The organism is Arthrobacter sp. P1_B4, assembly GCF_056406555.1.
On sequence record NZ_JBFTZW010000001.1, the window covers coordinates 198889 to 221395 of the forward strand.

At 68.8% G+C, this 22507-nt stretch carries 23 protein-coding genes; 9 read left to right on the forward strand and 14 right to left on the reverse strand.

Annotated elements, in window-relative coordinates; all coding sequences use genetic code 11:
• The first annotated feature begins 150 nt into the window (after positions 1 to 150).
• From AC1D1W_RS00945 to AC1D1W_RS00955, 3 genes are all read left to right on the forward strand, one after another.
• Positions 151 to 1296: an alcohol dehydrogenase catalytic domain-containing protein gene (locus AC1D1W_RS00945; RefSeq protein WP_476942701.1), complete on the forward strand. Its 1146-nt coding sequence runs from the start codon at positions 151 to 153 to the stop codon at positions 1294 to 1296.
• Between the two features lie 137 nt (positions 1297 to 1433).
• A complete protein-coding gene (locus AC1D1W_RS00950) occupies positions 1434 to 2939 on the forward strand; it encodes a peptide MFS transporter (RefSeq protein ID WP_216699111.1) in 1506 nt (501 codons plus the stop codon).
• Between the two features lie 4 nt (positions 2940 to 2943).
• Positions 2944 to 3798 (forward strand): phosphotransferase, encoded by an 855-nt coding sequence (locus AC1D1W_RS00955; RefSeq protein ID WP_476942702.1) that lies wholly within the window; start codon positions 2944 to 2946, stop codon positions 3796 to 3798.
• A gap of 31 nt (positions 3799 to 3829) precedes the next feature.
• Here the strand turns inward: AC1D1W_RS00955 and AC1D1W_RS00960 are convergent, their stop codons facing one another.
• Positions 3830 to 4501 (reverse strand): DUF4190 domain-containing protein, encoded by a 672-nt coding sequence (locus tag AC1D1W_RS00960; RefSeq protein ID WP_476942703.1) that lies wholly within the window; start codon positions 4499 to 4501, stop codon positions 3830 to 3832.
• Positions 4502 to 4649: 148 nt separating this feature from the next.
• Here AC1D1W_RS00960 and pgm point away from each other — a divergent pair, with 148 nt between their 5' ends.
• Positions 4650 to 6299, forward strand: coding sequence for a phosphoglucomutase (alpha-D-glucose-1,6-bisphosphate-dependent) (gene pgm, locus AC1D1W_RS00965; protein WP_476942704.1), 1650 nt, complete (start codon positions 4650 to 4652; stop codon positions 6297 to 6299).
• 1 nt (position 6300) lies between these two features.
• Here the strand turns inward: pgm and AC1D1W_RS00970 are convergent, their stop codons facing one another.
• The 3 genes from AC1D1W_RS00970 to AC1D1W_RS00980 all read right to left on the reverse strand — a co-directional run bounded on the left by AC1D1W_RS00970 (position 6301) and on the right by AC1D1W_RS00980 (position 9039).
• Positions 6301 to 7449 (reverse strand): GGDEF domain-containing protein, encoded by a 1149-nt coding sequence (locus tag AC1D1W_RS00970; RefSeq protein ID WP_476942705.1) that lies wholly within the window; start codon positions 7447 to 7449, stop codon positions 6301 to 6303.
• 168 nt (positions 7450 to 7617) lie between these two features.
• Positions 7618 to 8187, reverse strand: coding sequence for a hypothetical protein (locus tag AC1D1W_RS00975; RefSeq protein WP_243178291.1), 570 nt, complete (start codon positions 8185 to 8187; stop codon positions 7618 to 7620).
• A 246-nt stretch (positions 8188 to 8433) separates the two neighbouring features.
• Entirely contained in the window at positions 8434 to 9039 is a 606-nt protein-coding gene (locus AC1D1W_RS00980) for a malonic semialdehyde reductase (RefSeq protein ID WP_476942706.1), read from the reverse strand.
• A gap of 230 nt (positions 9040 to 9269) precedes the next feature.
• Here AC1D1W_RS00980 and AC1D1W_RS00985 point away from each other — a divergent pair, with 230 nt between their 5' ends.
• Entirely contained in the window at positions 9270 to 10625 is a 1356-nt protein-coding gene (locus tag AC1D1W_RS00985; protein ID WP_476942707.1) for a uracil-xanthine permease family protein, read from the forward strand.
• A gap of 138 nt (positions 10626 to 10763) precedes the next feature.
• On the opposite strand, the gene AC1D1W_RS00990 is transcribed toward AC1D1W_RS00985, so the two are convergent.
• The gene (locus AC1D1W_RS00990; protein ID WP_028275970.1) at positions 10764 to 11285 is read right to left on the reverse strand and encodes a hypothetical protein; all 522 of its coding nucleotides are present in this window, start codon (positions 11283 to 11285) and stop codon (positions 10764 to 10766) included.
• A 72-nt stretch (positions 11286 to 11357) separates the two neighbouring features.
• Positions 11358 to 12275 (reverse strand): SDR family oxidoreductase, encoded by a 918-nt coding sequence (locus tag AC1D1W_RS00995; protein WP_476942708.1) that lies wholly within the window; start codon positions 12273 to 12275, stop codon positions 11358 to 11360.
• A gap of 222 nt (positions 12276 to 12497) precedes the next feature.
• Between AC1D1W_RS00995 and AC1D1W_RS01000 the strand changes: the two genes are divergently transcribed.
• Positions 12498 to 12998: a DUF6328 family protein gene (locus AC1D1W_RS01000; protein WP_476942709.1), complete on the forward strand. Its 501-nt coding sequence runs from the start codon at positions 12498 to 12500 to the stop codon at positions 12996 to 12998.
• The gene (locus AC1D1W_RS01005) at positions 12995 to 13702 is read left to right on the forward strand and encodes a DUF6766 family protein (RefSeq protein WP_476942710.1); all 708 of its coding nucleotides are present in this window, start codon (positions 12995 to 12997) and stop codon (positions 13700 to 13702) included. Before AC1D1W_RS01000 ends, AC1D1W_RS01005 begins: the two co-directional genes overlap by 4 nt.
• 37 nt (positions 13703 to 13739) lie before the next feature.
• On the opposite strand, the gene AC1D1W_RS01010 is transcribed toward AC1D1W_RS01005, so the two are convergent.
• Positions 13740 to 14864 (reverse strand): glycerate kinase, encoded by a 1125-nt coding sequence (locus AC1D1W_RS01010; protein WP_028275966.1) that lies wholly within the window; start codon positions 14862 to 14864, stop codon positions 13740 to 13742.
• Positions 14865 to 15020: 156 nt separating this feature from the next.
• Here AC1D1W_RS01010 and AC1D1W_RS01015 point away from each other — a divergent pair, with 156 nt between their 5' ends.
• On the forward strand, positions 15021 to 15782 hold the full coding sequence (locus AC1D1W_RS01015) for a histidine phosphatase family protein (RefSeq protein WP_243178285.1): 762 nt from the start codon (positions 15021 to 15023) through the stop codon (positions 15780 to 15782).
• On the forward strand, positions 15766 to 16692 hold the full coding sequence (locus AC1D1W_RS01020) for an NAD(P)H-hydrate dehydratase (RefSeq protein WP_243178284.1): 927 nt from the start codon (positions 15766 to 15768) through the stop codon (positions 16690 to 16692). The genes AC1D1W_RS01015 and AC1D1W_RS01020 overlap by 17 nt, the downstream gene beginning before the upstream one ends.
• A gap of 13 nt (positions 16693 to 16705) precedes the next feature.
• Here the strand turns inward: AC1D1W_RS01020 and AC1D1W_RS01025 are convergent, their stop codons facing one another.
• The 7 genes from AC1D1W_RS01025 to AC1D1W_RS01055 all read right to left on the reverse strand — a co-directional run bounded on the left by AC1D1W_RS01025 (position 16706) and on the right by AC1D1W_RS01055 (position 22395).
• On the reverse strand, positions 16706 to 17548 hold the full coding sequence (locus AC1D1W_RS01025) for a glycerophosphodiester phosphodiesterase family protein (protein ID WP_476942711.1): 843 nt from the start codon (positions 17546 to 17548) through the stop codon (positions 16706 to 16708).
• 110 nt (positions 17549 to 17658) lie between these two features.
• Entirely contained in the window at positions 17659 to 17922 is a 264-nt protein-coding gene (locus AC1D1W_RS01030) for a hypothetical protein (protein WP_243178283.1), read from the reverse strand.
• 220 nt (positions 17923 to 18142) lie between these two features.
• On the reverse strand, positions 18143 to 18961 hold the full coding sequence (locus AC1D1W_RS01035) for an HAD family hydrolase (RefSeq protein WP_476942712.1): 819 nt from the start codon (positions 18959 to 18961) through the stop codon (positions 18143 to 18145).
• Positions 18962 to 19117: 156 nt separating this feature from the next.
• Positions 19118 to 19630: a YbhB/YbcL family Raf kinase inhibitor-like protein gene (locus tag AC1D1W_RS01040; protein WP_243178281.1), complete on the reverse strand. Its 513-nt coding sequence runs from the start codon at positions 19628 to 19630 to the stop codon at positions 19118 to 19120.
• 13 nt (positions 19631 to 19643) lie between these two features.
• A complete protein-coding gene (locus AC1D1W_RS01045; protein WP_243178280.1) occupies positions 19644 to 20597 on the reverse strand; it encodes a carbohydrate kinase family protein in 954 nt (317 codons plus the stop codon).
• A gap of 102 nt (positions 20598 to 20699) precedes the next feature.
• Positions 20700 to 22061, reverse strand: a complete 1362-nt coding sequence (locus tag AC1D1W_RS01050; RefSeq protein WP_243178279.1) for an MBL fold metallo-hydrolase — start codon at positions 22059 to 22061, stop codon at positions 20700 to 20702.
• Between the two features lie 31 nt (positions 22062 to 22092).
• The gene (locus AC1D1W_RS01055) at positions 22093 to 22395 is read right to left on the reverse strand and encodes a rhodanese-like domain-containing protein (protein ID WP_028275958.1); all 303 of its coding nucleotides are present in this window, start codon (positions 22393 to 22395) and stop codon (positions 22093 to 22095) included.
• Positions 22396 to 22507 lie beyond the last annotated feature (112 nt).

Here is a 22507-nt window from a genome sequence, read left to right on the forward strand (position 1 = left end):
CAAGAACGGGCATGTCCCCCGGCGAGGCACTGGAAACCAGCCACCCCAAGCCCGCGGCCGCCGTCGGACCTCCCCCTCCCCCAAATGGACGCTGACGGCGGCAGGCGGCTATCGTTCACTCAAACCCGACCAGGCCGCGAAAGAGGATCGATGAAGATCACCGGTGCAGTACTTGAGGAAATCGGCCGCTCCCGCCCCTTCGCGGAGTCCAGGCCGATCAGCATCTCCGAGCTGGAACTGGCGGCTCCCGGGCCCACCGAGATCCTTGTCCGGATGGAGGCCGCCGGAATCTGCCACTCGGACCTGAGCGTCGTCGACGGCAACAGGGTCCGGCCGGTACCCATGCTGCTGGGCCACGAGGCCGCGGGCCGCATCGTGACGGTCGGTTCCGGCGTCACGGACCTGCAGCCCGGCCAGCGGGTGGTCATGTCCTTCCTGCCCCGCTGCGAGCACTGCGCGAACTGCGCCGAGGACGGCCGGCTGCCCTGCACGGCAGGGTCCAAGAGCAACAACGACGGGACCCTGCTGCACGGATCCCGGCTCCTGAGCCGCGACGGCGAGCCCGTCCACCACCACCTGGGCGTCTCAGGCTTCGCCACCCACGCCGTCGTGGACCGCGCTTCCGCCGTGCCGGTGGACGACGACATCCCCGCGGACATTGCGGCAGTGCTGGGCTGCGCCGTGCTGACCGGCGGCGGCGCGGTGCTCAACGCGGCCCGGCCCCGCCCGCAGGACAGCATCATGATCGTCGGCCTCGGCGGGGTGGGGATGGCAGCGCTCATCACCGCCGTCTCGCAAGGAATCTCGCGGATCATCGCCGTGGACACGCTGGAGCAGAAACTCGATCACGCCCGCCGCCTCGGCGCCCACGAGACATACACCCCGCAGCAGGTCCTCGACGCCGGGGTCAAAGCCAGGTTCGTGATCGAGTGCGCGGGAAATCCCCGCGCGTTCGAGACCGCTTTTGCCGCCACCTCCCCCGGCGGCACCACCGTCACGGCCGGACTGCCCTCCCCCGAGGCCCRCGCCCAGCTGGCACCGCTGACCGTCACCGCCGAAGCCCGGACGATCGTGGGCAGCTACCTGGGCTCCGCCGTCCCGTCGCGCGACATCCCGAAATACGCCCAGTTGTGGCGGGACGGGAAACTGCCCGTCGAGGAGCTGATCTCGGACCGCATCGCCCTGGCCGATATCAACCGGGCCATGGACCAGCTGGCAGACGGCCACGCCATCCGGCAGATCATTATGTTCGACGCCGGCGAGCCCGCCCAGGAGCCCGCCGGCAAGCCCGTCTAGGACACGACCGCCCAGCCCGGAACACCCCGCGAACCGGCGGAAAGAGAGGCGAAAGAGAGACAAAACACCATCCGGGCTGCTTGCCTCGGGCCTGCTCGAATGTGACAATCGCGCGTCACAATGTCACCATTAAGTAAATGAGCACAACTCATTTATCCAATCCCCCCGCTATAACGCCGGGCGATCCCTCGTTACGTCCCCCCACCAAAACACCGGGCGACACCTCGTTTTTTGGCCACCCAAAGATGCTGGCCAGCCTTTTCTCCGTAGAGATGTGGGAGCGCTTCTCCTTCTACGGAATGCAGGGGATCCTCCTTTACTACATGTACTTCACGGCTGCCCAGGGCGGCCTTGAGATCCCACAAGCTTTGGCGGCCGGCCTCGTCGGCGCCTACGGTGGCGGCGTCTACCTCTCCACAATCCTCGGCGCCTGGCTCGCGGACCGGCTCTTCGGGTCCGAGCGGGTGCTGTTCGGCGCGGCCGTCCTGATCATGGCCGGCCACATCGGGCTGGCACTCGTGCCCGGTATACCCGGCCTGATCGCCGGACTGGTGCTGGTGGGCGTCGGCTCCGGCGGTCTGAAGGCCAATGCCACCGCCCTCGTCGGCAGCCTGTATGGGGAGAAGGACGAACGCCGCGACGCCGGGTTCTCCATCTTCTACATGGGCATCAACGCCGGTGCGCTGATCGGCCCGCTGGTCACCGGCTGGCTGCAGGAAAGCCAGGGCTTCCACTGGGGCTTCGGCGCCGCCGCCGTCGGCATGGCCATAGGACTTGTCATCTACTCGCTGGGCCGCAAGAAGCTGCCCGAAGAAGCACACCGGGTACCGAACCCGCTCCCGGCCGCCCAGCGCACCCGCTACGGCCTCGTCTTCGCCGGCATCGCCCTGATCATCGCCGTGCTGCTCGTGACCGGCACGGTGAACGCCGAAAACCTGGCCATGTCCATGGCCTACGCCGCAATCGGCGCGTCGGTGCTGTACTTCGCGCTGATCTTCAGCAGCAAGAAGGTCACCCCCACCGAGCGCGGACGGGTCGCAGCATTCATCCCGCTGTACATCGCCTCCGCCGCGTTCTGGGCCCTGTTCCAGCAGCAGTTCACCTTCATCGCCGTGTACTCGGAGGAGAAGCTGGACCGGAACCTGTTCGGCTGGGAAATGCCTGCCGCCTGGGTCCAGTCCATCAACCCGGTGTTCATCATCATTTTCGCCGGCATCATGGCCGCCCTCTGGACCCGGCTCGGCCGCAAGCAGCCCGGTTCGGCCCTGAAGTTCTCGATCGGCCTGTTCGTGATGGGCCTTGCGTTCCTGGCCTTCATTCCGCTGGCCGGCGGTGGCAAGACCCCTCTGCTGGCCCTGGTCGGAATCCTGCTTCTGTTCACGCTTGCAGAGCTGTTCCTCTCCCCCATCGGCCTGTCTGTGACCACCAAGCTGGCGCCGAAGGCCTTCCACACCCAGATGGTGGCACTGTTCTTCCTGTCCGTGTCCCTGGGCACCACCCTGGCCGGTATCCTGTCCGGTCTGTACAACCCGCAGGACGAGCTGCCCTACTTCATCGGCATCGGCGGAACCGCAATGCTGCTGGCTGTGGGCCTGGCGGTCGCCTCCCCGGCGATCAAGAAGCTCATGGGCGGCGTACGCTGACCCGATGAGCACCGCACATCGCGTTCCGGTTGCTTCGCGCGTCTACACCCCCGCCCCCGGCGAGGCGTCCGACGTCGAACTCATGCCGGCAGGCGATGTCACCGACGGCGTGGTGCGGGTTGGCGGAACCATCCGCCGCCCGCACCAGCCGCAATCCCTCGCCGTCGCCGAGTACCTCGACTGGCTGGACGACGCCGGTTTTGAGGGCTCCCCCCGCTTCCTCGGCCGCGACCCGCAGGGCCGGGACGTCCTGACCTTCGTGCCGGGAGACTGCGCCGGGTCGCCGCCGGAATCCTGGGTGCAGTCCGAGGAACTGCTGGCCTCCGTGGCCCGCCTGGTGCGGCGCCTGCACACCGCGTCCGCCGGCTTCGTGCCGCGGGCCCACGCGTTCCCGCCCCGGCCGGTCCGGCCTAACCCCACCGACGCCGCCGGACTCATCTGCCACCTGGACGTGACACCCCAGAACGTGGTGGTCCGGGACGGCCTGGCCGCGGGACTGGTGGATTTTGACCTCGCCGGACCCGCCACGGCACTTCACGATTCGCTCAACACCGCCATGCACTGGGTGCCGCTCCGCGACCCGTCAGATGCGTGGCCGGGCTGGGAAGACCAGAATCCGTTCCGCCGGCTGCGCATCTTCGCCGACGCCTACGGCTGGAGCGAGGATGAACGACGCCGGGTTCCCGGCGCCGGGATCGACGCCGCGGCGCTCAGCTACGAGCGGATGCGGCACAACGCCGCGGCCCTGGGCGGCGGCTGGGCGCGGATGTGGCAGGACGGCGTGGGCGGCCAGATCAACCGCCGGCGCGCTTGGCTTGAGGCCAACGCGCAGCCCTTGGTGGCTGCTCTGACAGCCTGACCAGGCGCGGCTCCGGCGGCACAGGGCAGACCTAGGCTCCGTACCCGCTGTTGCGCGCGGTGCCGATGACCAGTCCGAAAATGACCAGGACCAGGATGGTCACGGCGATGCCCACGTAACCCATCACCAGGCCGGCGATCGCCATGCCCCGGCCGGCCGGTTCGCGCCGCAGGGCCAGGTGCCCCAGAATCACGGCGGCCAGCTGCGGGAGCAGGAAAAACCCGAATCCCACCAGTGCGGCGATGCCGCAGCACATGCTGGCGATGCTCAGACTCTTGGGCGACGGCGGCGCGCCGTAGTACGCGGGCTGGCCGTAGGCGTTGGGGCTGCCCGGCTGGGCATACGGCGACGGCTGGCCATACGGGGCGGACGGCTGGCTGTAGATCGGGGGGTACGGGCTTGAGTGCTGGCCGCGGTCAGGTGCCGCCTGGCCGGTGTAGGGCTGTTGTCCGGTGTAGGGCTGCTGTCCGACGTGAGGCTGCTCCCCCGTGTCGGGCTGCTGGCCTGTGTGAGGCTGCTGGCCCGGGTAGGGCCGCTGCGGGGATTCGGGTTGCGCGAACTGCTGCGTCGCCGACGGTCCCTGGTCCTGGCCGGCGGGTGGTGTCTGCCCCGGCGGAACGTCGGGTTGCTGGTCCGGGAGGCGCAGGGTCGGCTGGTAGCCCTCCGGGGTCTCGTCTTTGCCTTGTTTTGGCTGTTCAGTCATGGCTTGTCCCCTCAAGAAGTCCCTGGATCCAGAGTACCGCCGCACGGTTGGCTTGGGACCGGGCCTATTGGCGGGTTTTCTTTCGTCACAGGAGCGGGTTTGGCGCGAAACCGTGTTGCAGCCCGCCCTCGTCTGGCATGCTGGTGCCATGGCTAGCCGCGCGGGCACAGTTGCCCAACCCCAAGACCTTGTTGACCTCACTGCGCTTTTGGATGCGTACTACGACGTTTCGCCGGACCTCTCGGACCCGGGCCAGCGGGTGGCCTTCGGCACCTCCGGGCATCGTGGATCGAGCCTGAAGGCGTCCTTTAACGAACCCCACATCCTCGCCATCACGCAGGCGATCGTGGAATACCGGGCAGGCCAGGGCATCACCGGCCCCCTCTATATGGCCAAGGACACCCATGGCCTGAGCGAGCCCGCACAAAACTCCGCCCTTGAGGTGCTGGCCGCCAACGGCGTGCACGTCCTCATCGACGCCCGCCACGGCTACACGCCCACCCCTGCCCTGAGCCACGCCATCCTGACGCACAACCGCAATGCCGCCCTTGGCGCGCCGCAGGCCGACGGCATCGTGGTGACCCCCAGCCACAACCCCCCGGGCGACGGCGGATTCAAGTACAACCCTCCGCACGGCGGCCCCGCGGACACCGACGCCACCGGCTGGATCGCCAACCGAGCCAACGAGCTGCTGGAAAACGGCCTGCGCGGCGTCAAGCGGATTCCGGTGGCCGAGGCCCTGGCCGCCGGGACCACCGGCAAGTTCGACTTCCTGAGCAGCTACGTCGACGACCTCCCCTCGGTACTGGATCTCAACGCGATCCGCGAGGCGGGCGTCCGGATCGGCGCCGACCCGATGGGCGGAGCGTCGGTGGACTACTGGGGCGAGATCGGTGAGCGCCACCACCTGAACCTCACCGTGGTCAACCCCACCGTCGACCCGCAGTGGGCTTTCATGACGCTGGACTGGGACGAGAAGATCCGGATGGATTGCTCCTCGCCGTCGGCGATGGCGTCCCTGATCAACCGCATGTCCGACGGCGCCAAGTTCGACGTCGCCACCGGCAACGACGCCGACGCCGACCGCCACGGAATCGTCACCCCGGACGGCGGGCTGATGAACCCGAACCACTACCTCGCCGTCGCCATCGATTATCTGTACCGGCACCGGACCGGCTGGAACCCGCAGTCCGTGATCGGCAAGACCCTGGTTTCCTCATCCATCATCGACCGCGTGGCCGAGAGCCTGGGCCGCAAACTTGTCGAAGTGCCCGTGGGCTTCAAGTGGTTCGTCCCCGGGCTGCTGTCCGGAGAGGGCGCCTTCGGCGGCGAGGAATCCGCCGGCGCCTCCTTTAACAAGATGGACGGGAGCGTCTGGACCACCGACAAGGATGGCATCCTGCTGGCCCTGCTGGCCTCGGAGATCACGGCGGTGACGGGCAAATCACCGTCGCAGCTGTACAAGGGCCTCACCGACCAGTTCGGCGACCCCGTCTACGCCCGGATCGACGCGGCCGCCACCCGGGAGCAGAAGGCGGCGCTGGGCAAGCTCTCGCCGTCGGACGTTACCGCGACCGAACTGGCCGGCGAAACGATCACGGCCAAACTGACCGAGGCGCCGGGCAATGGGGCCGCGATTGGCGGCCTCAAGGTCGTTACCGAAAACGCCTGGTTCGCAGCCCGGCCCTCCGGCACGGAAGATGTCTACAAGATCTACGCCGAGTCCTTCAAGGGTGCCGAGCACCTCAAGCAGGTCCAGGCCGAGGCGAAGGCGCTGGTGGACGGGGTTATCTCGTAGTTCAGCCGCCGGTGGCCAACTCGGCGCGGTCCCTGCCAAGCGTCTTTGCCTGGTAGAGGGCCGCGTCGGCCGAGATCACTGCGGCGTCGAGGCTGCCCGCTCCGGCGCCGGTGGACGCGATGCCGTAGCTCACGGTGGGCAGCCGGGGAATGACTGCGGACCCGAATTGATGGAGCCGGACGCTGATGTCGGCAGCGATTTCCCGTGCCCTGTCCGGCGTGACGCCAGGCAGCAGGAGGATGAATTCCTCGCCGCCGTAACGGCCCACGAGGTCGGTGGAGCGGACGGTGCCGGAGCAGGCCCTGGCAAAGGCCTGCAGCGCGGAGTCCCCGGCCGAGTGGCCGAACTGATCGTTGATGGCCTTGAAGTGGTCCAAGTCCGCGAGGATGATCGATGCCGTGGTGCCGGTCCGGCGCAAACGGCGCAGTTCGTTTTCGGCGAGGTCCAGGAACGCAGAACGGTTGAGCAGGCCCGTGAGGCCGTCCACGGTGGCCCGTGCCCGGAGGTCCTGGGTCTGCTGTTCGTAGCTCAGCTCGGCCATGGTGAAGGAAGCAACCACGAGCGTGATCGTCGAGAAGACCGTCATCGGGACGGAGCCGAACACCGACGTGAAGACGGCACCGTCCGGTCCGTTCGCCAGGAAAGCGACGAGGCGGCCCAGGTAGAACACGGCCAGGATGCCGGCGCCCACGGCGAGGGGACGGTGGACGCGCGAATAGTCGCGCTCGAGCAGGAACAGCTCCCGGGATGCCAGGCCGATCAACACGGCCATGAATCCCAGGTACACCGGGCCTCCCGCCCAGACGTTGGTGGCCGGGTGGCCGAGGAAGGAAGCGACGGCGGTCGCGGCAGGACCGGCCGCGAGCTGCCAAGGCCGGAGGGAGGGGGCGCGGAGGGATCGACCGCCGGCCCAGATGCTGGCGGCACCGGCGACCAGCAGGACGTTGCCGGCAGGGATGGCCCACCCCTGCTGCGTTGTACCCTCCAGCAGGTACGCGGCGTTGCCGACCAGGAACAGCAGGAGCGCCACGCACCACCAGCCGCTGTAGTGCGACCGGGTACGCCGGAACGTAATGAAGTAGAAAAGCATGAGCAGTGTGAGGTCGACAAGCGCCAAGGCAACCCGCAGTGTCGCGGCGTCAAGCATCATTTAGTGGTCCCCCCGGTCCGCTGTGACTTGCCCGAAATACTCACTTCGTCTTCGAATTACCGTCGAATAGCTGCCGAAGTTGACCCAAGTATGGCACCCGGTCCGCAGGAATCCAGCGCCGGCGTCGCGGATATGACGTCGCGCCCTCCCCAGACGCCGTTCTGGCGCCTACGCCTGGCCGACAGTCCACAACTTCAGGATCCGGCGCGTGGCGTGCCCGCCGTCAGGCGCCATGTCCACGAGCGCTATTCGGTCAAGCGCGAACGTGTCGCCCTGCCGGAGCCGTTTGTCGCCGTGGTGCGAGACGTGCGGCCGGTACCCCTCCAGGGTGAAGGCAGGCGTGGAGATCCGGCCGGGCAGCTGATCCACGATCCGGACCAGCTCGTTGTGGAGGACCTGCAGCTCGTCGTTGGGTTCAATCAGGTTGACCGGGATTGACCCTGCGCGCCCGAACCCGGCTTCGCCGCCCACGCTGATCCGGCAGCCCAGGGCAGCGGCCACCGGGTCCGCCATGAGGGCGGCGATGTGGCCGGCGAGCGGATCGCCCGCGGCCGGCGGCGTGCCCGGCGCGGGTTCCGCGCGGGTTTCCTGGCCGGGTTCGACGACGTCGGACTGCACGACGCCGGCCTTGACCACGTCGAATTTGACCAGGGTGAGGTGCAGCGGCCAATCATCCCGGGGAAACTCGAGCCCCTCGGCTACCGGTTCCACGAAGGCCACCGCGATCAGGTTCCGCATGAGAAAAAGTGTGCCACGCCGCGGCGCCTCCGGGGCCGGGCGGGCTCCGCAAACTCACAGTGCCGGCGGCGACGGCGCGGACTAAAATGGGAAGTGGCCCTGGATGTGGGCCTTGCGCTGAACCGCAGAATCGCATCCCGAGTGCCTCCGGCCTGTCCCCCATGGTGCCGGAGGCACCTCCGCGGGAAGACAGTGCCGCAGGCACCTCCGCGGAAGGACAGTGCCGGAGAACGGCGCCGGGGGCTGTCAGAGGGTGCGGACGACGTCCTCGTAGGCGAATTTCGGCTTCGCTTCGCCCCAGGCGTCTGCCCCGGGCTGGCCGATGTTGACCACCAGGAAGCTCTTCTGGCTCCCGTCGGGGAAGAACGCGGCGTCGATCTTGGCGAAGTCGGCACCGGTCATGGGACCTGCCGCGAGGCCCAGGGTGCGGACCGCGAGGATGAAGTAGCCGGCCTGCAGGTGGGCGTTGTTGTTGCCCGTGGCCGCTGCGAGTTCCGGCGCGGCGTCATACATGGCCTTGGGTGCGTTGTAGCCGGGAAGGAACGCGTCCCACTGGTCCTGCCAGGCGGTGTCGTAGCTCAGGACCGCGACGAGCGGCGCTGATGCCGTCTTGGCGCGGTTTCCGGCGGCCAGCGCATCAACAAGCGTGGCGCGGGCTTCGTCGGAGCGCACGTACGTAACGCGCAGCGGCTGGGAGTTGAACGCCGTGGGGCCGAACTTCGTCAGTTCGTAAATCGCGCGGGCCTGCTCGTCGGTGACGTCGCCGGTGAAGGCGTTCGCCGTGCGGGCTTCGGCAAAGATGGCGTCGACGGCGGCTGCCTCGATTACTGCTTCATCGTGGGCGAGTGTCATGGGCATCCCTTTCGCTGGGCCGGCGCACTCTTGGGCGGCCGGCGTCTCCTGCTATCAATAGTTGCAACTTCAACGGACGGCGCCTGCTTCCCGCTGCGCCCTGTGACCTCGGGCACACCGGCCCTCACGCAGCACGACGGCCCGACGGGACGGCCGGGAAATGCCGCGCGGTAAAGTTGCTCGGGAAGATTCCTTCCCGCCCGCCCCACATTCTCTGAAAGGCTCCCGGCATGAGCATGCTCGGCACCAAATGGAAGCTCCACGGCAACGGCAAGTCCGTCCGCCCCGGTGAGGTCGTCAGGCCGGATGAGCGGCTCACCTGGCCCCTGACGGTGGGGATCGGGATGCAGCATGTTGTGGCCATGTTCGGTGCCACCTTCCTGGTCCCGATCATCACGGGCATGCCGCCAGCCACCACCCTGTTCTTCTCCGGCATTGGCACGCTCCTGTTCCTGGTCATCACGCAGGGGCGGGTGCCCAGCTACCTCGGTTCCAGCTTCGCGTTCATCGCGCCGATCATGGCTTCCCAGCAGCAGTTCGGCGTCCCCGGGGCACTCGGCGGCGTGGTCCTGGCAGGCGCGACCCTCGCCGTCGTCGGCGCCGTGGTGCAGAAGTTCGGCGCCGGCTGGATCAACCGGGTCATGCCGCCGATCGTGACCGGCGCGATCGTGGCGCTGATCGGCCTGAACCTGGCACCCGCGGCGAAGGCCAACTTCGACCAGGCCCCCGTGACCGCCTTCATCACCCTGGCCGTCATCATCGTGGTCAGCGTGCTGTTCCGCGGCATGCTGGGCCGGCTGAGCATCCTGGTGGGTGTCCTGGTGGGCTACCTTGTTGCGATGATCCGGGGCGAGGTGGACTTCTCCAAGGTGGACAGTGCTGGGTGGGTGGGCCTGCCGCATTTCCAGACCCCCGAATTCCACCTCGGCGTCGTGGGCCTCTTCGTGCCGGTCGTTCTGGTGCTGGTGGCAGAGAACATCGGCCACGTGAAATCCGTGTCCGCCATGACGGGGCAGAACCTCGACGGCGTCTCCGGCCGCGCGCTGCTGGCCGACGGCGCCGCCACCGTACTTGCCGGTCTTGGCGGCGGGTCCGGGACGACCACCTACGCCGAGAACATCGGCGTCATGGCCGCCACCAAGGTGTATTCGACGGCGGCGTACTGGGTAGCCGGCGGCTTCGCAGTAATCCTGAGCTTCTCGCCGAAGTTTGGCGAGCTTATCGCCACGGTCCCCGCCGGCGTCCTGGGCGGTGCGGCCACGATGCTGTACGGCATGATCGGCGTGCTGGGCGTGAAAATCTGGGTCCAGAACAAGGTGAACTTCTCCAACTCGATCAACCTGACCACGGCCGCCGTCGCCCTTATTGTCGGGATTGCCGACTACACCTGGACCATCGGCGACTTGAAGTTCACCGGGATTGCGCTCGGCTCGGCCGCGGCCCTGGTGATCTACCACGGCATGAAGGCGATCGCGAAGGTGCGCGGCACGGTGGCCGAACCGGAAACCGAAGATCCCGCGCCGGCCGCAGCTTCGACGGCCGCGGTCAAGGCAGCGGTCAAGCGCTCCCCCAAGAAGCGCCGCTAAAGAACGCCGCCCGGAAGCGAGCGGCGGGCGGGCAATCCCGCCGACGAGAAAGGCCGGACTCCGCCCACGGGCAGGAGTCCGGCCTTTTCGCTGTCACGGCCGGCAGCGCCGGCAGCGCCGGCAGCGGCGGGCCTGGGACTAGCCGGCGTCGAAGGCGTCCTTGTCATCGTCGCGGTCCTTCGGCGACTTGTTCTCCGGCAGGTCCGTCCCGGAGCCGTCCGGCAGCCCCGCCGCGTCCTGTCCGGACTCAGAGGAGAAGGGCCGCCCGGCGTCGGGCTCTTCCGTGTTGGCCCCGTCCATCTCCGCTTCCGACGACGGCACTGCCGCCTCGGAATTCTCCGAGGCGTCCGGGTCGAAGCCGGGGGTTGCGCTGGCGTTTTCTGAACTCATTTGTTCCTCCGCTCCTCCGAAGCGACCTGCTCCGGGTTCTCCTGCACTGTCTTGATCTTCTGCACCGAACTGGCTCAGGTCCGGCGCGCCGGCCGGATACGTCTCGCCGTCGGGGCTGTCCTGGTTCAGCCCGGCGGCGTCGAAGGCCTCCTCCTCGCGGGGCTGGGCGAATTTCTTCCCATCGCCGCCCATCTCCTGCTCGGCGGTCGGTGTGCCGTAGCCGCCCGCTTCCTCGGTGACGGTCTTGGGATCCTGCTGGTTTTCAGTCATGTCATTCCTCCTGGTACTGGAAACTGGTGCTGGAAATGGGACTAGCTGGCAGTGGACGGGTCCGGAGCGGGTTCAGAGGCCTTTGCCTCCGGTGACCGGAAGCACGGCTCCGGAAATGTAGGAACCGTGGTCGGAGGCGAGAAGGACATAGGCGGCCGCGAGCTCCGCCGGCTGCCCCGCCCGCTGCAGGGGCGTGTCCTGGCCGAAGGACGGGAGCTTGTCGGGCCATTCGGTGGCCGGAATCAGCGGTGTCCAGATGGGACCCGGGGCCACGGCGTTGACCCTGATGCCCTTGGGTCCGAGCTCCTGGGCCAGGGCTTTGGTGAAGGCCACCTGGGCCGCCTTGGTCATGGCGTAGTCAATGAGTTCCGGGGACGGGTTGAAGGCCTGGATTGACGCAGTGGTGATGATCGACGCACCCGCTTCCAGATGCGGGACCGCGGCACGAGCCGTCCAGAGCAGGGAGTACAGATTGGTTTTGAAAACTCGATCAAACTCTTCGGTGGGCAGTGATTCGAAGCTCTCGCGGTTCTTCTGGTAGGCCGCATTGAGCACCAGGACGTCGAGGCGCCCGAATTCGGCCAGCGTCGCCTTCACGATGTCCGCCGCGAAGTCCTCGCTGCGGCCGTCGCCGGGGAGCAGCAGGGCCTTGCGGCCGGCCTTTCGGATCCACTCGGCGGTGTCCTGCGCGTCGTCTTCTTCATCCGGCAGGTAGGAGATGGCGACGTCGGCCCCCTCACGTGCGAAGGCGATCGCCACCGCCCTGCCGATCCCGGAGTCGCCGCCCGTGATCAGGGCGGCCTTGCCGCTCAGGGCACCGCTGCCGCGGTAGCTTTCCTCGCCGTGGTCCGGCTTGGGCTCCATAGGCGCGGTGAGGCCGGGCTGCTTCTGGACCTGTTCCGGGAACGGGCCGGAATGGTAGCCGGCGCGCGGATCGCGGGGCTGTTCGGGCTGCTTGGGCTGGTCCTGCCGTTCGCTTGAGTCGCTCATAGTCCACCTAACAACGTGTCGGTTTCCAGGGATGTTCATCGGTCCCGTGTGGCGGGGGCCCGCTGAATCCATCCCGGCGAAGTAATCAGTTTCTACCCTAACCACAATATCGTCAGCAAGCTTAGTACCAACTTGTTTTTGGCAACTCTCAAGCCTAGGTTGAGGGTGGGGCCGCATGTTGTGGCGGTTTCCTTGGTTTCAGGATTTTGCGGAGGAGTACCGATGACTGGCCCAGTAGCGCCGAAGAACGACGGCAGGGACGAGTCCCTTGCGGAGCGGATGGACCGCAACTGGGTCGAACTGCTGCAGGAACTGCGCGTACTGCAGACCGGCGTCCAGATTCTCGCCGGCTTCCTCCTGACGCTGCCGTTCCAGTCGCGCTTCGAGACGCTCGATGACTACCAGACCCGCCTGTATCTCGCCAACGTCGTCCTGGCCGCCCTGACCACGGCCACGATCCTGCTGCCCGTGAGCGTGCACCGCCGGCTGTTCCGGCAAGGGCTGAAGCAGGCCCTCGTGAGCAGCGCGGACATCATCGTCAGGTTTTCTTTGACCGGGGTGGGGCTGCTTAGCGTGGGCACCACCTCACTCATCTTCGATGTCACCGTAGGCCGGACGGCGGGCCTGATCGCCGGCGTCGGGCTGCTCGCCGTGCTGGTGCTGCTGCTGGTACTTGTCCCTGCCTGGATCCGTCGACGGGCCCGCCAAGAGGAGTCGCTATGACAAACGTTTCACATGAGCGCCACACCGCAGGCACGGGAACCATGGGCAAGTGGGTCAAGGAACATGGACTGCTTCTAGCCAATATCGGGCTGTTCGTCGTGTTTTTCGGCGGCATGGTCCTGAGCGGGGCAAGCACCTACAGCGACGAGCAGCTGGCCCACGGCGAACCTGCCGTGACCGTCCTGCAGTACCTTGGCACCGGGAACTTCCTCGAGGCGACGTTCGAGAACTGGGAGTCGGAATTCCTGCAGATGGGCATGTACGTCATCCTCACCGTCTTCCTGTTCCAGAAGGGGTCCTCAGAGTCCAAGCCGATGGGCCGGACCTCCCCGCAGGACGAGGACCCCCGGCAGGCAAAGCTCAAAGAGTCCACGCCGTGGCCGGTGCGGCACGGCGGCTGGGTCCTCAAGCTCTACGAACACTCGCTTTCGATCATGTTCCTCCTGCTGTTCCTGGCGTCGATCGCCCTGCACGCGGTTGGCGGCGCGGAGGACTACAACAGTGACCAGGAGGCGCACGGACAGCCCACCGTGACTGTGCTGGGCTATCTGGCGACGAGCCGATTCTGGTTCGAGTCCTTCCAGAACTGGCAAAGCGAGTTCCTCGCCGTGGCGGTCCTGGTGGGCGCCTCGGTCTACCTGCGCGAGAAGGGCTCCCCCGAGTCCAAACCCGTGGCCGAACCGCACTACGAGACCGGCGCCTAGGCGGCAAGCCGGCCGGCACGGCCGGCCATCAGGGGCGTCAGGCGCCTTCGAGGACCTGGCTGGTGACCCAGGTAAGGTACTTTGCGGCGTTTGCTACTGCGTCCTGGGGGCTGCCGGCGACGTCCAGCAGCTGCGCCGCGGCCACCACGCCGTGACGGGCAAGGTCCTCCGGGGTGACGAGGATCCGGCCGGCCACCACGACCACCGGAATGCCAAGGGCCTGGGCGGCATCGGCGAGGGCGATCGGCGCCTTGCCTGTCAGCGATTGGCTGTCCATGGAGCCTTCTCCGGTGATGACCAAATCAGCCACCGCGAGTTTCGCGTCCAGCCCGGTGAGGCCGGCCACCAGCTCGAAGCCGCCTTCCAGGGCGGCCGTGCTGAAGGCCAGGAACGACGCCGGAAACCCGCCGGCCGCTCCGGCGCCGGGCACGTTGACGTCCCGGCCGGTCCTCTGGCGCAGGACCGAGGCCCAGTTGCGCAGGCCGGCGTCGAGCAGCTCCACCGCATCGGCGTCGGCGCCTTTTTGCGGGCCGAACACGTGTGCCGCGCCGTCGCTGCCGAACAGCGGGTTTTGGACGTCGACGGCGATCCTGAACTTCACCCCGGCCAGCCGCGGGTCCAGGCCGCTGATGTCCACGGACGCGACGTCGGCAAGCGACCCGCCGCCGAGGGGCACCACGTTGCCGGCGGCGTCCAACGGCTTGAGTCCGAGGGCGCGGAGGGCCCCGCTGCCGCCGTCGCTCATGGCCGAACCGCCCACGCCCAGCACGATTTCCGTGGCACCGGCGTCCAGTGCGGCGGCGATCAGCTGGCCGCAGCCATAGCTGTGGGCGCGCAGCGCGTTGGCCGGTGTGGGCTCCATGTGCGCCAGCCCTGAGGCCTGCGCCGTTTCAATCACCGCGGTGGCCCCGCCGAAAGCATCCGCCCGGATGGCCCACGCGGCACCGATCGGGGCCAGGATCGGGCCGACAACCGCGTTGAGCCGTTCCTCGTAGCCGGCCGCGACAGCCGCCTCGAGGGTCCCTTCGCCGCCGTCGGCCACCGGAAACTGGATGGCGTCGGCCTCGGGGTAGACGCGCAGGGCGCCTTCGGCAATGGCCGCGGCGGCTTCGACGGCGGTGAGGGAGCCCTTGAACTTGTCCGGGGCGATGAGGATGCGCATGGCTCTATCCTGCCAGCCCGGCGGCCCCCGATGCTGCCCCATCGCCGGCGCAGGGACAAATCCGTGCCACTGGGAGTAACCTGTCTGCCACACATATTCCAGCCCGGGCCAGCCCCGGCAGAGGACAACGTTGGAAAGCAACGGATAGGGGGATCGGTGAGCCACTACGGACACGGCGTTCCGGGCGTGACCGAGTTACTGCTGGTGCGGCACGGTGAAAGCCAGGGCAACGTTGCCGCCACGCTGGCTCAGCAGGCCGGCGCGCATGTCATTGATGTCCCGGCCCGGGATGCGGATGTCGGATTGTCGGACACGGGACGGGAGCAGGCGCTGGCCCTGGGCAGGCTCCTCGCGGGCTACCCGGACGGCCGGCGCACGCCAGTCTGGTCCTCGCCCTACCTGCGCGCACGCCAGACTGCGGAACTCGCCGTCCAGACCGGCGGCTGGCAAACATCTGTCCTGATCGATGAGCGGCTGCGCGACCGTGAGCTCGGCATCCTGGACATGCTCACTTCGGCCGGGGTGGAAGCCCGCCTCCCGGAGGAGGCCGGCCGGCGGCGGTGGCTCGGCAAGTTCTACTACCGGCCCCCGGGCGGCGAGTCCTGGGCGGACGTCGTGCTGCGGCTTCGCTCGCTGCTCGCCGACCTCGACAACAGGCACCCGGGCGGGGGCGTCCTGCTGGTCTGCCACGACGCCGTGATCTTGCTCATCCGCTACATCCTGGAGGGGCTCTCGGAGGAGCAGCTGCTGGACATCGCGGCCGCGTCCACCATCCTCAACGCCTCCGTCAGCCGCTTCGTCCGGCCCGGCGGCCGGGGGGAATGGCAGCTGGAGGCGTTCAATATGGCCGACCACCTCACGAGCGAAGGTGTCCCGGTAACCCAGCACTCGGGAGACGCCGATGTCCACCCCCGCTAACTCCCGGCAGGCGAAACGCCGCCCCCGGGCCGAGGCCGTCACCCCCGCTTTGTTGCGCGCCTGGCCGCTCCCTGACGGCGGCTCCGGAAAGGATGACCGGGGCTCCGTGCTGGTGATCGGCGGTGCGCGCAAGACGCCCGGAGCGGCCTTGCTCGCCGGCGTCGCCGCCCTCCGCGCGGGCGCGGGCCGGCTGACCCTGGCCGTGGCGGAGTCCGTGGCGGTGCCGCTCGCCATCGCCCTGCCCGAAGCCGGTGTCCTTGGCCTGCCGGAAACGACGGCCGGGACCGTGGTCGGTTCCGCCGCCGGGTCCCTGGCCGCCGAGCTGGAAACCGCCGACGCCGTCCTGGTGGGGCCGGGCCTGGACGACAAGGACCAGACCACGGCGCTGCTGCGCGAACTCCTCCAAGCCACCCCGGGCAGCCCGCCGTGCATTGTCCTGGATGCTTTTGCCCTGGCCAGCGTCCCGGAACTCGAAGCCGAACTGGCGCCGTGGGCCGGCCGGCTGATCCTGACCCCGAACATCACGGAGGCGGGCATCCTGCTCGGGCGGGAGGTCGAGGACCTGCACCGCCAGCTCCCTGAGGTGGCCGACAAATACCGGGCCGTGGTCACGTGTCAGGGGGCCATCGCAGAACCCCGCAGCAGCAGGGCTGCCGCGTCCGGGGCCGGCCTCTGGGAAATCACCACAGGGCACAGCGGGCTGGGCACCTCGGGCAGCGGGGATGTCCTCTCCGGCGCCATCACCGGCCTCCGCGCCAGGGGAACGGGCAATGCGCAGGCCGCCTGCTGGGGAACGCATCTGCATGCTGCGGCCGGAGACCGCCTTGCCAGCCGGCTGGGCGGGCTGGGCTATCTCGCCCGGGAGCTAACCGACGAATTGCCGCCACTCATGATGGAACTTTCCGCCTGAGCGGAGCGATCCTTCAGGACCAGGTTCCGCGCTCCTGGAGGACCGACTTGAGCAGGTCCGCGCGGTCCGTGACAATCCCGTCGACGCCAAGGTCGAGCAGCCGGTGCATTTCCGCGGGCTCGTTGACTGTCCACACATGGACCTGCAGCCCGTGCCGGTGTGCCCGCCGGATAAAGCCCGGCGTCACCACCGGCACGGCACCGTAGCGGACGGGAACCTGCAGGGCGTGGACTCCGCGCAGTGACCGGCGCACCACGGCAGACATCAACGGCGTCGGCAGCACGGGGCCCAGCAGGACGAACACGGCGTTGGACACGATGCCGGCCGAGCTCGCGGCGGGACGGCTCAGCTGCTTCAGCACTGCCCGGCGCCGCCGGTCCGAGAAACTGGCCACCAGCACGCGGTCGTGCAGTCCGTGGCGTTCGATCGCCGAGGCCAGGGTGCCCACTGAGTTCCAGTCCTTGACGTCAATATTGAGCCGGACGTCCGGGAAGGCAGCGATCAACTCATCGAACCGCGGGATCGGTTCGGTCCTGCCGATCCTGGCCCGGGCCACGGTTGAGGCCGGAAGGTCCGCGATTTGGCCCCGGCCCTCCGTGATCCGGTCCAGGGTCTTGTCGTGGAAGAGCACCAACACGCCGTCGGCCGTGGTGTGCACGTCCGTCTCCAGATACCGGAACCCGAGGTCGACGGCAGCTCGGAACGCGGCCATCGAGTTCTCCAGCCCGTCCAGCGAAAAGCCCCGGTGGGCCAGCGCCAGCGGCGCCCGGGAACCGCCCGGGGCCGGGGTGGCGGCGCCCGCGGGGCCGCCGTCGCGATCCCCGCGAGGGGCAAAGTAGGGGTGCAGGTCAGTCACTCCTGAAGCGTACCTTGGTCTGCCGGGACCGGGGTTCGACCGGGGCTTGCGGCCCGGCACTGGCGGCTCGGGCCCATCGGTGCCAGGTCAGCGGGGCCGGGTCAGCGGCCTCAGCGGGACGGGGTGTCAGCAGCCTGCTGGCGGATTTCGACGCCGTCGCTGCAGTGCAGCAGCGTGCGGCCGCGGCCGCCGTCGAGGTCGACCCAGACCACGCTGTGGTCCGCCGTCACGGCGTCCACAAGCCCACCGGCCTCAACGCCCGGGGCGAGCCGGACGCTGACGCGGTCGCCCTGGCGCAGCTGCCGCCAGTGCCGGTCCGGTTCCACCGGGTGCAGGGGTTGTTCGTCCGTGTTGTTGATGCGGTGCCTGGCCATGATGTCCCCATTCTCGGTCAAACGTTTCGTCGCGAGCTTTCAGCCTAGGAGGCCAAGGTGAACGCCAGTTGACAGCGAGCTGGGAATCCGGTGTCCGCCGGGAACCGGGCGACCGGTGCGGGGACGTGGGCGGGCGCGTGAACCGGGCCGCGGGTGCGGGGACGTGGGCGGGCGCGTGAACCGGGCCGCGGGTGCGGGGACSTGGGCCGGGGCCGGGGTTTTAGGGCAGCCGGACGCCGAGTTCGGCGAGCTTTGACTCGAGGATCTGGGCGACACCGTCGTCGTCGAAGTGCGGGGCCTGCCGGCCGGCGGCCCGGATCGCTTCCGGGTGGCCGCTGGCCATCGCGTAGCCGTGCCCGGCCCAGCGAAGCATCTCGATGTCGTTGGGCATGTCCCCGAAAGCCACCACGTCCGCGGCGCCGATGCCGAGGGACGACGCATATTCAGCCAGGGCCACGGCCTTGTTCACGCCTGGCAGAGACAGCTCGAGGAGGGCCATGTTCGGCGCCGAGTGCGTCGCGGCGGCCAGATGGGCGACGGCGGGCGTCACCTCGGCCAGGAACTCGTCGGCGGTGCCCTCCCGGACAATGGCCAGGAACTTCGCCACGGCGTCCCCCTCGGTGAGGGTGGTGTGCAGCGGGGCCGGGGTGAATTCCCCGAGCAGTTCGCTCGAGCCGTTTTCGATAAAGCCCGGTTCCAGATGGAAGCCCGTCAGGGTTTCGGCGGCAAACAGCGCCGACGGACGCAAGCGCTTGATGATGCGGCGGACCTCGAACATGGCGTCGAGGTCCAGTGTCCGCGCCGAGAGCAGGCGGTCCGCCTCGAGGTCCCACACGACCGCGCCGTTGGAGCAGATGACCGTTCCGGTATGCCCCAGCTGGTCCTGCAGGGGGTGGAGCCAGCGCGGCGGCCGTCCGGTGACGAACACCAGTTCCAGCCCGGCGTCGCGGCAGGCGTGGAACGCGCGGACGGTCCGGTCGCTGATTTTGCCGTCATGGCCGAGGATCGTTCCGTCAATGTCACTTGCTACCAGCCGCATAGTGCCAGTCTACGTGCGCCGGGGCGGCAGGCCCTCGCGGAGGCATTCGCCGAGTTCGCCGGACGGCGTCGGGTTCGCCGGACAATCACGGCGAACTGGGGAGGTTCCGGCGAGCTCGGCGGCAGGGGCGAGGGGCGGCAGCGGGCGGCGGCGGGCTCAGTGGCGTTCGAAGATGCCGGTGAGCGTGCCGCGGCCCAGGGTGTGCTGCGACAGCTTCGCTTCCAGGCTGCCCGGAGCGGTGTGCTCGTTGAGTCCGGAAGGTGCGATGTCGAGCGCGTGGACGGTGATGACATACCGGTGCGGCCCGTGTCCGGGAGGCGGCGCGGCGCCCAGATAGCCGTGGAACCCGCCGTCGTTCTTCAACTGGATGGCGCCCGGGGGAAGGAGCCTGCCGCCCTCTGCGCCCGCTCCTGCCGGCAACGAGGTGACGTCGGCGGGGACGTCCAGCACGGCCCAGTGCCAGAAGCCGCCGCGCCCCGGGGCGTCGGGGTCGAACATCGTCACCGCGTAGCCCTTGGTGCCGGCCGGGGCGCCGCTCCAGCTCAGCTGCGGGGATTCGTCCCGGCCGCCGGCGCGCATTTTGCCGCTGCGCTGGGCAGCCGGGAGCGTCTGGCCCTCCGCGAAGGATTCACTGCGGACGGGGAACACCGGAACATCGTGGCGTGTCATGGCTGCCTTTCACTCACTGCAGGGGCTGGGCCCCCATTTCCATCCGTGCCAGCTCCGCGCGCGTGGGCGGGTTCGCGCCGGCGCGGGACACGGTGACCGCCGCTGCCCGGGAGGCATGGGCGAGGACATCGCGGAGGCTTTCGGCGGAGAGTTCGCGCAGGCCCTTGCGGTTTTGTGCCCCGTCCAGGCCCAGATCCACCACGCCGGACAGGAGCGCGGCCATGAAGGAGTCGCCGGCGCCGACTGTGTCCGCAACGTTGATCTCGGGGGCGGGGAACTGCGCCTCACCTGCGGCGTTGATACCCCAGGGCCCCTTGCTGCCGCGGGTCACCACCACCATTGCCGGCCCTTCGGAGCCGCCTATCGCCTGCCAGCGGCGGGCCGAGTCCAGCGGGTCCACGCCCGGGTAGAGCCATTCGAGGTCCTCGTCGGAGGCCTTCACAACGTCGGCGAGGCGCACGAACTTTTCGGCCTGCCCGCGGGCGTAGTCCACGTCCGGGATGATGCTGGGACGGCAATTGGGGTCGAAGCTGATGGTGGCGGACGGGTGGGCGCGCTCGACGGCGGCAAACACATCGGCGGCGCCCGGCGCCAGCATGGTGGCGATCGAACCGGTATGCAGCAGTGTGGTTCCCTGGAGCAGGAACGGCAGGCGCGCCGCGACGCCGGGAAGCTCCCAGGCGAGGTCGAACGTGTACGTGGCGGCGCCGGCGTCGTCGATCAGGGCGGCGGCCACACTGGTGGGCAGCTCATCGGGTCCCACCGGGAGCAGCACGGAACTCGACTTCAGGTGCGCGGCGAGGGCCTCACCATACGCATCGCGGCCGTAGCGGCCGATGAACTGGACCGGATGGTCCAGCCGCGCCAGCCCCACGGCCACGTTGAGGGGGCTGCCGCCGACATGGGCCTGGACGCCGGAGGACCGCTGGACTACATCAACCAGCCCCTCGCCAATAACTGTGAGCATGACCATACTCTGCCAGAGAATGCCCTCCGGTGCCGTGTGTTGCGCCCGCCTCCCGTTTCCGCCGTGCCGGCGTCACTGCCGGCGCTCCCGGGCCGCAGGCGCTCAGGCCGCGGTGGTGTCCAGCACGATCCCCGCGGACGCGGCGTGGGCAAACCTGGCATCGATGTGGACCACGTCCCGGCCTGCCCGCTGCAGGAGGCTGGCGGCGACCCCGGCACGGTACCCGGAACCGCAGTGCACCCAGAGTTTCCCGGCGGGAATGTCCCCGAGGCGCAGCAACAGCTCGTGCAGCGGCACGTTGACCGCGCCCACCACACGGGCGGCGGCGAATTCGTCGGCCCGGCGCACGTCCAGGACGGTGTCCTCAGGCGCCCGGCCGGCGAGCACGCCGTCCCAGCCCACGCGCGGGTAGGAGGCGAGCCCGGCCTGCGGGGCGAGGGCGTGCGGCTCGGAACCGAGCGCGGCGTCGGGGGATTCGATGCCGATCCGGGAGAGGTCGCGGATGGCGTTCTCAACGTCTTCCCGCGAGCCCACCAGGGTCAGCGGTTCGCGCCACGGCAGCACCCAGCCGAGATAGGTGGTGAAACTGGAGCCGGCGCCATACTCAAAACTGACGCTGCCCTTGAGGTGGCTGTTGGCGAACGCCACGCGCCGGCGCAGGTCCACCACCCACTCGCCGCCGGCCAGGCGCCGGGTGAGTTCGGCGGCATCGAGCGATGCCGGAACGGCCAGCTCGGCAGGGCCCGGGCCCCGGACATTGGCCGGACTCATGTGCGCGTAGTAGGAGGGGTGGTCCGTGAGGTTGGCGATGAGTTGGCGGACGAAGTGGTCCTCATCGGGGTCCGTTAGGGCGTGGTTGGCGGCAAGCTGCTCGCCGATGGTGGAGGACCGGGCACCGCTGGCGGGTCCGGAGGAGCAGAACGAGCCGAATCCGTGGGTCGGGAACAGCGCCGCGTCAGGGCCGGCCTCGGCGGCGAGGCGACGGACCGAAGCGTACTGGTCGTGGGTCAAGCCAACCGTGTCCGCCTCGGCGACAAGGTCCGTGCGGCCCACCGAGCCATACAGGAGGCTGCCGCCCGAGAAGACAGCCTGCTTCCCGCCGTCGTCCACGATGAACGACAGGTGGGTATGCGTGTGGCCGGGCGTGGCGACCGCCTTGACGGTAAGCGAGCCCACGCGGACTGTTTGGCCGTCCGTGATGGGAGTGCGCTCGAACCCGACGGCGTCGGCGGCGTTGACGAGATAGCTGGCGCCGTGGGCGCGGGCCAGGATCAGCCCGCCGGTGATGTAGTCATTGTGCATGTGCGTTTCGGCCACGTGCGTGATGGCTACCCCGGCGTCACGGGCGGCCGCCTCGATGCGGTCCGTGTCGCGCTGCGGGTCGATCGCCAGCGCCACCGAGCCGTCGTGGACCAGGTAGCTGCGGTCCCCGAGCTGCGGGGTCTCGATGACGATGACTTCCATGGTCCCTCCGGTGCGGTCAGCCCCGTGAAGGTCAGCCCCGGTTGACGGGGTGTCCCTCGTCCTGCCACTTCATGATCCCGCCGGTGACGTTGACGGCGTCGTATCCCTGGTCCTCCAGGTAGGTGGCGGCCTGGGCACTGCGGCCCCCGGCGGCGCACATGACGTAGACGGTGCCGCTGGCCGGGACCTCGGCGAGGGACTGGACGAACCGTGAGAGCGGGATGCTCCGGGCGCCGGGAACGCGGACGGCGACGTATTCGTCTTCCTCGCGGACATCGACGATTTCGGTGGCGTCGCCCAGGGCGGCCAGGTCCTTGACGGAAATGCTCTTCATGCCTGTTCCTTTCGCGGGCGCCGGACGGCCCGGCGCGCGTATTCCAGCTCAATCATGATACCCCTTGGGGTATCATTGACCCTCCGGACGGCCCCTCCCGCCACACCCCAAA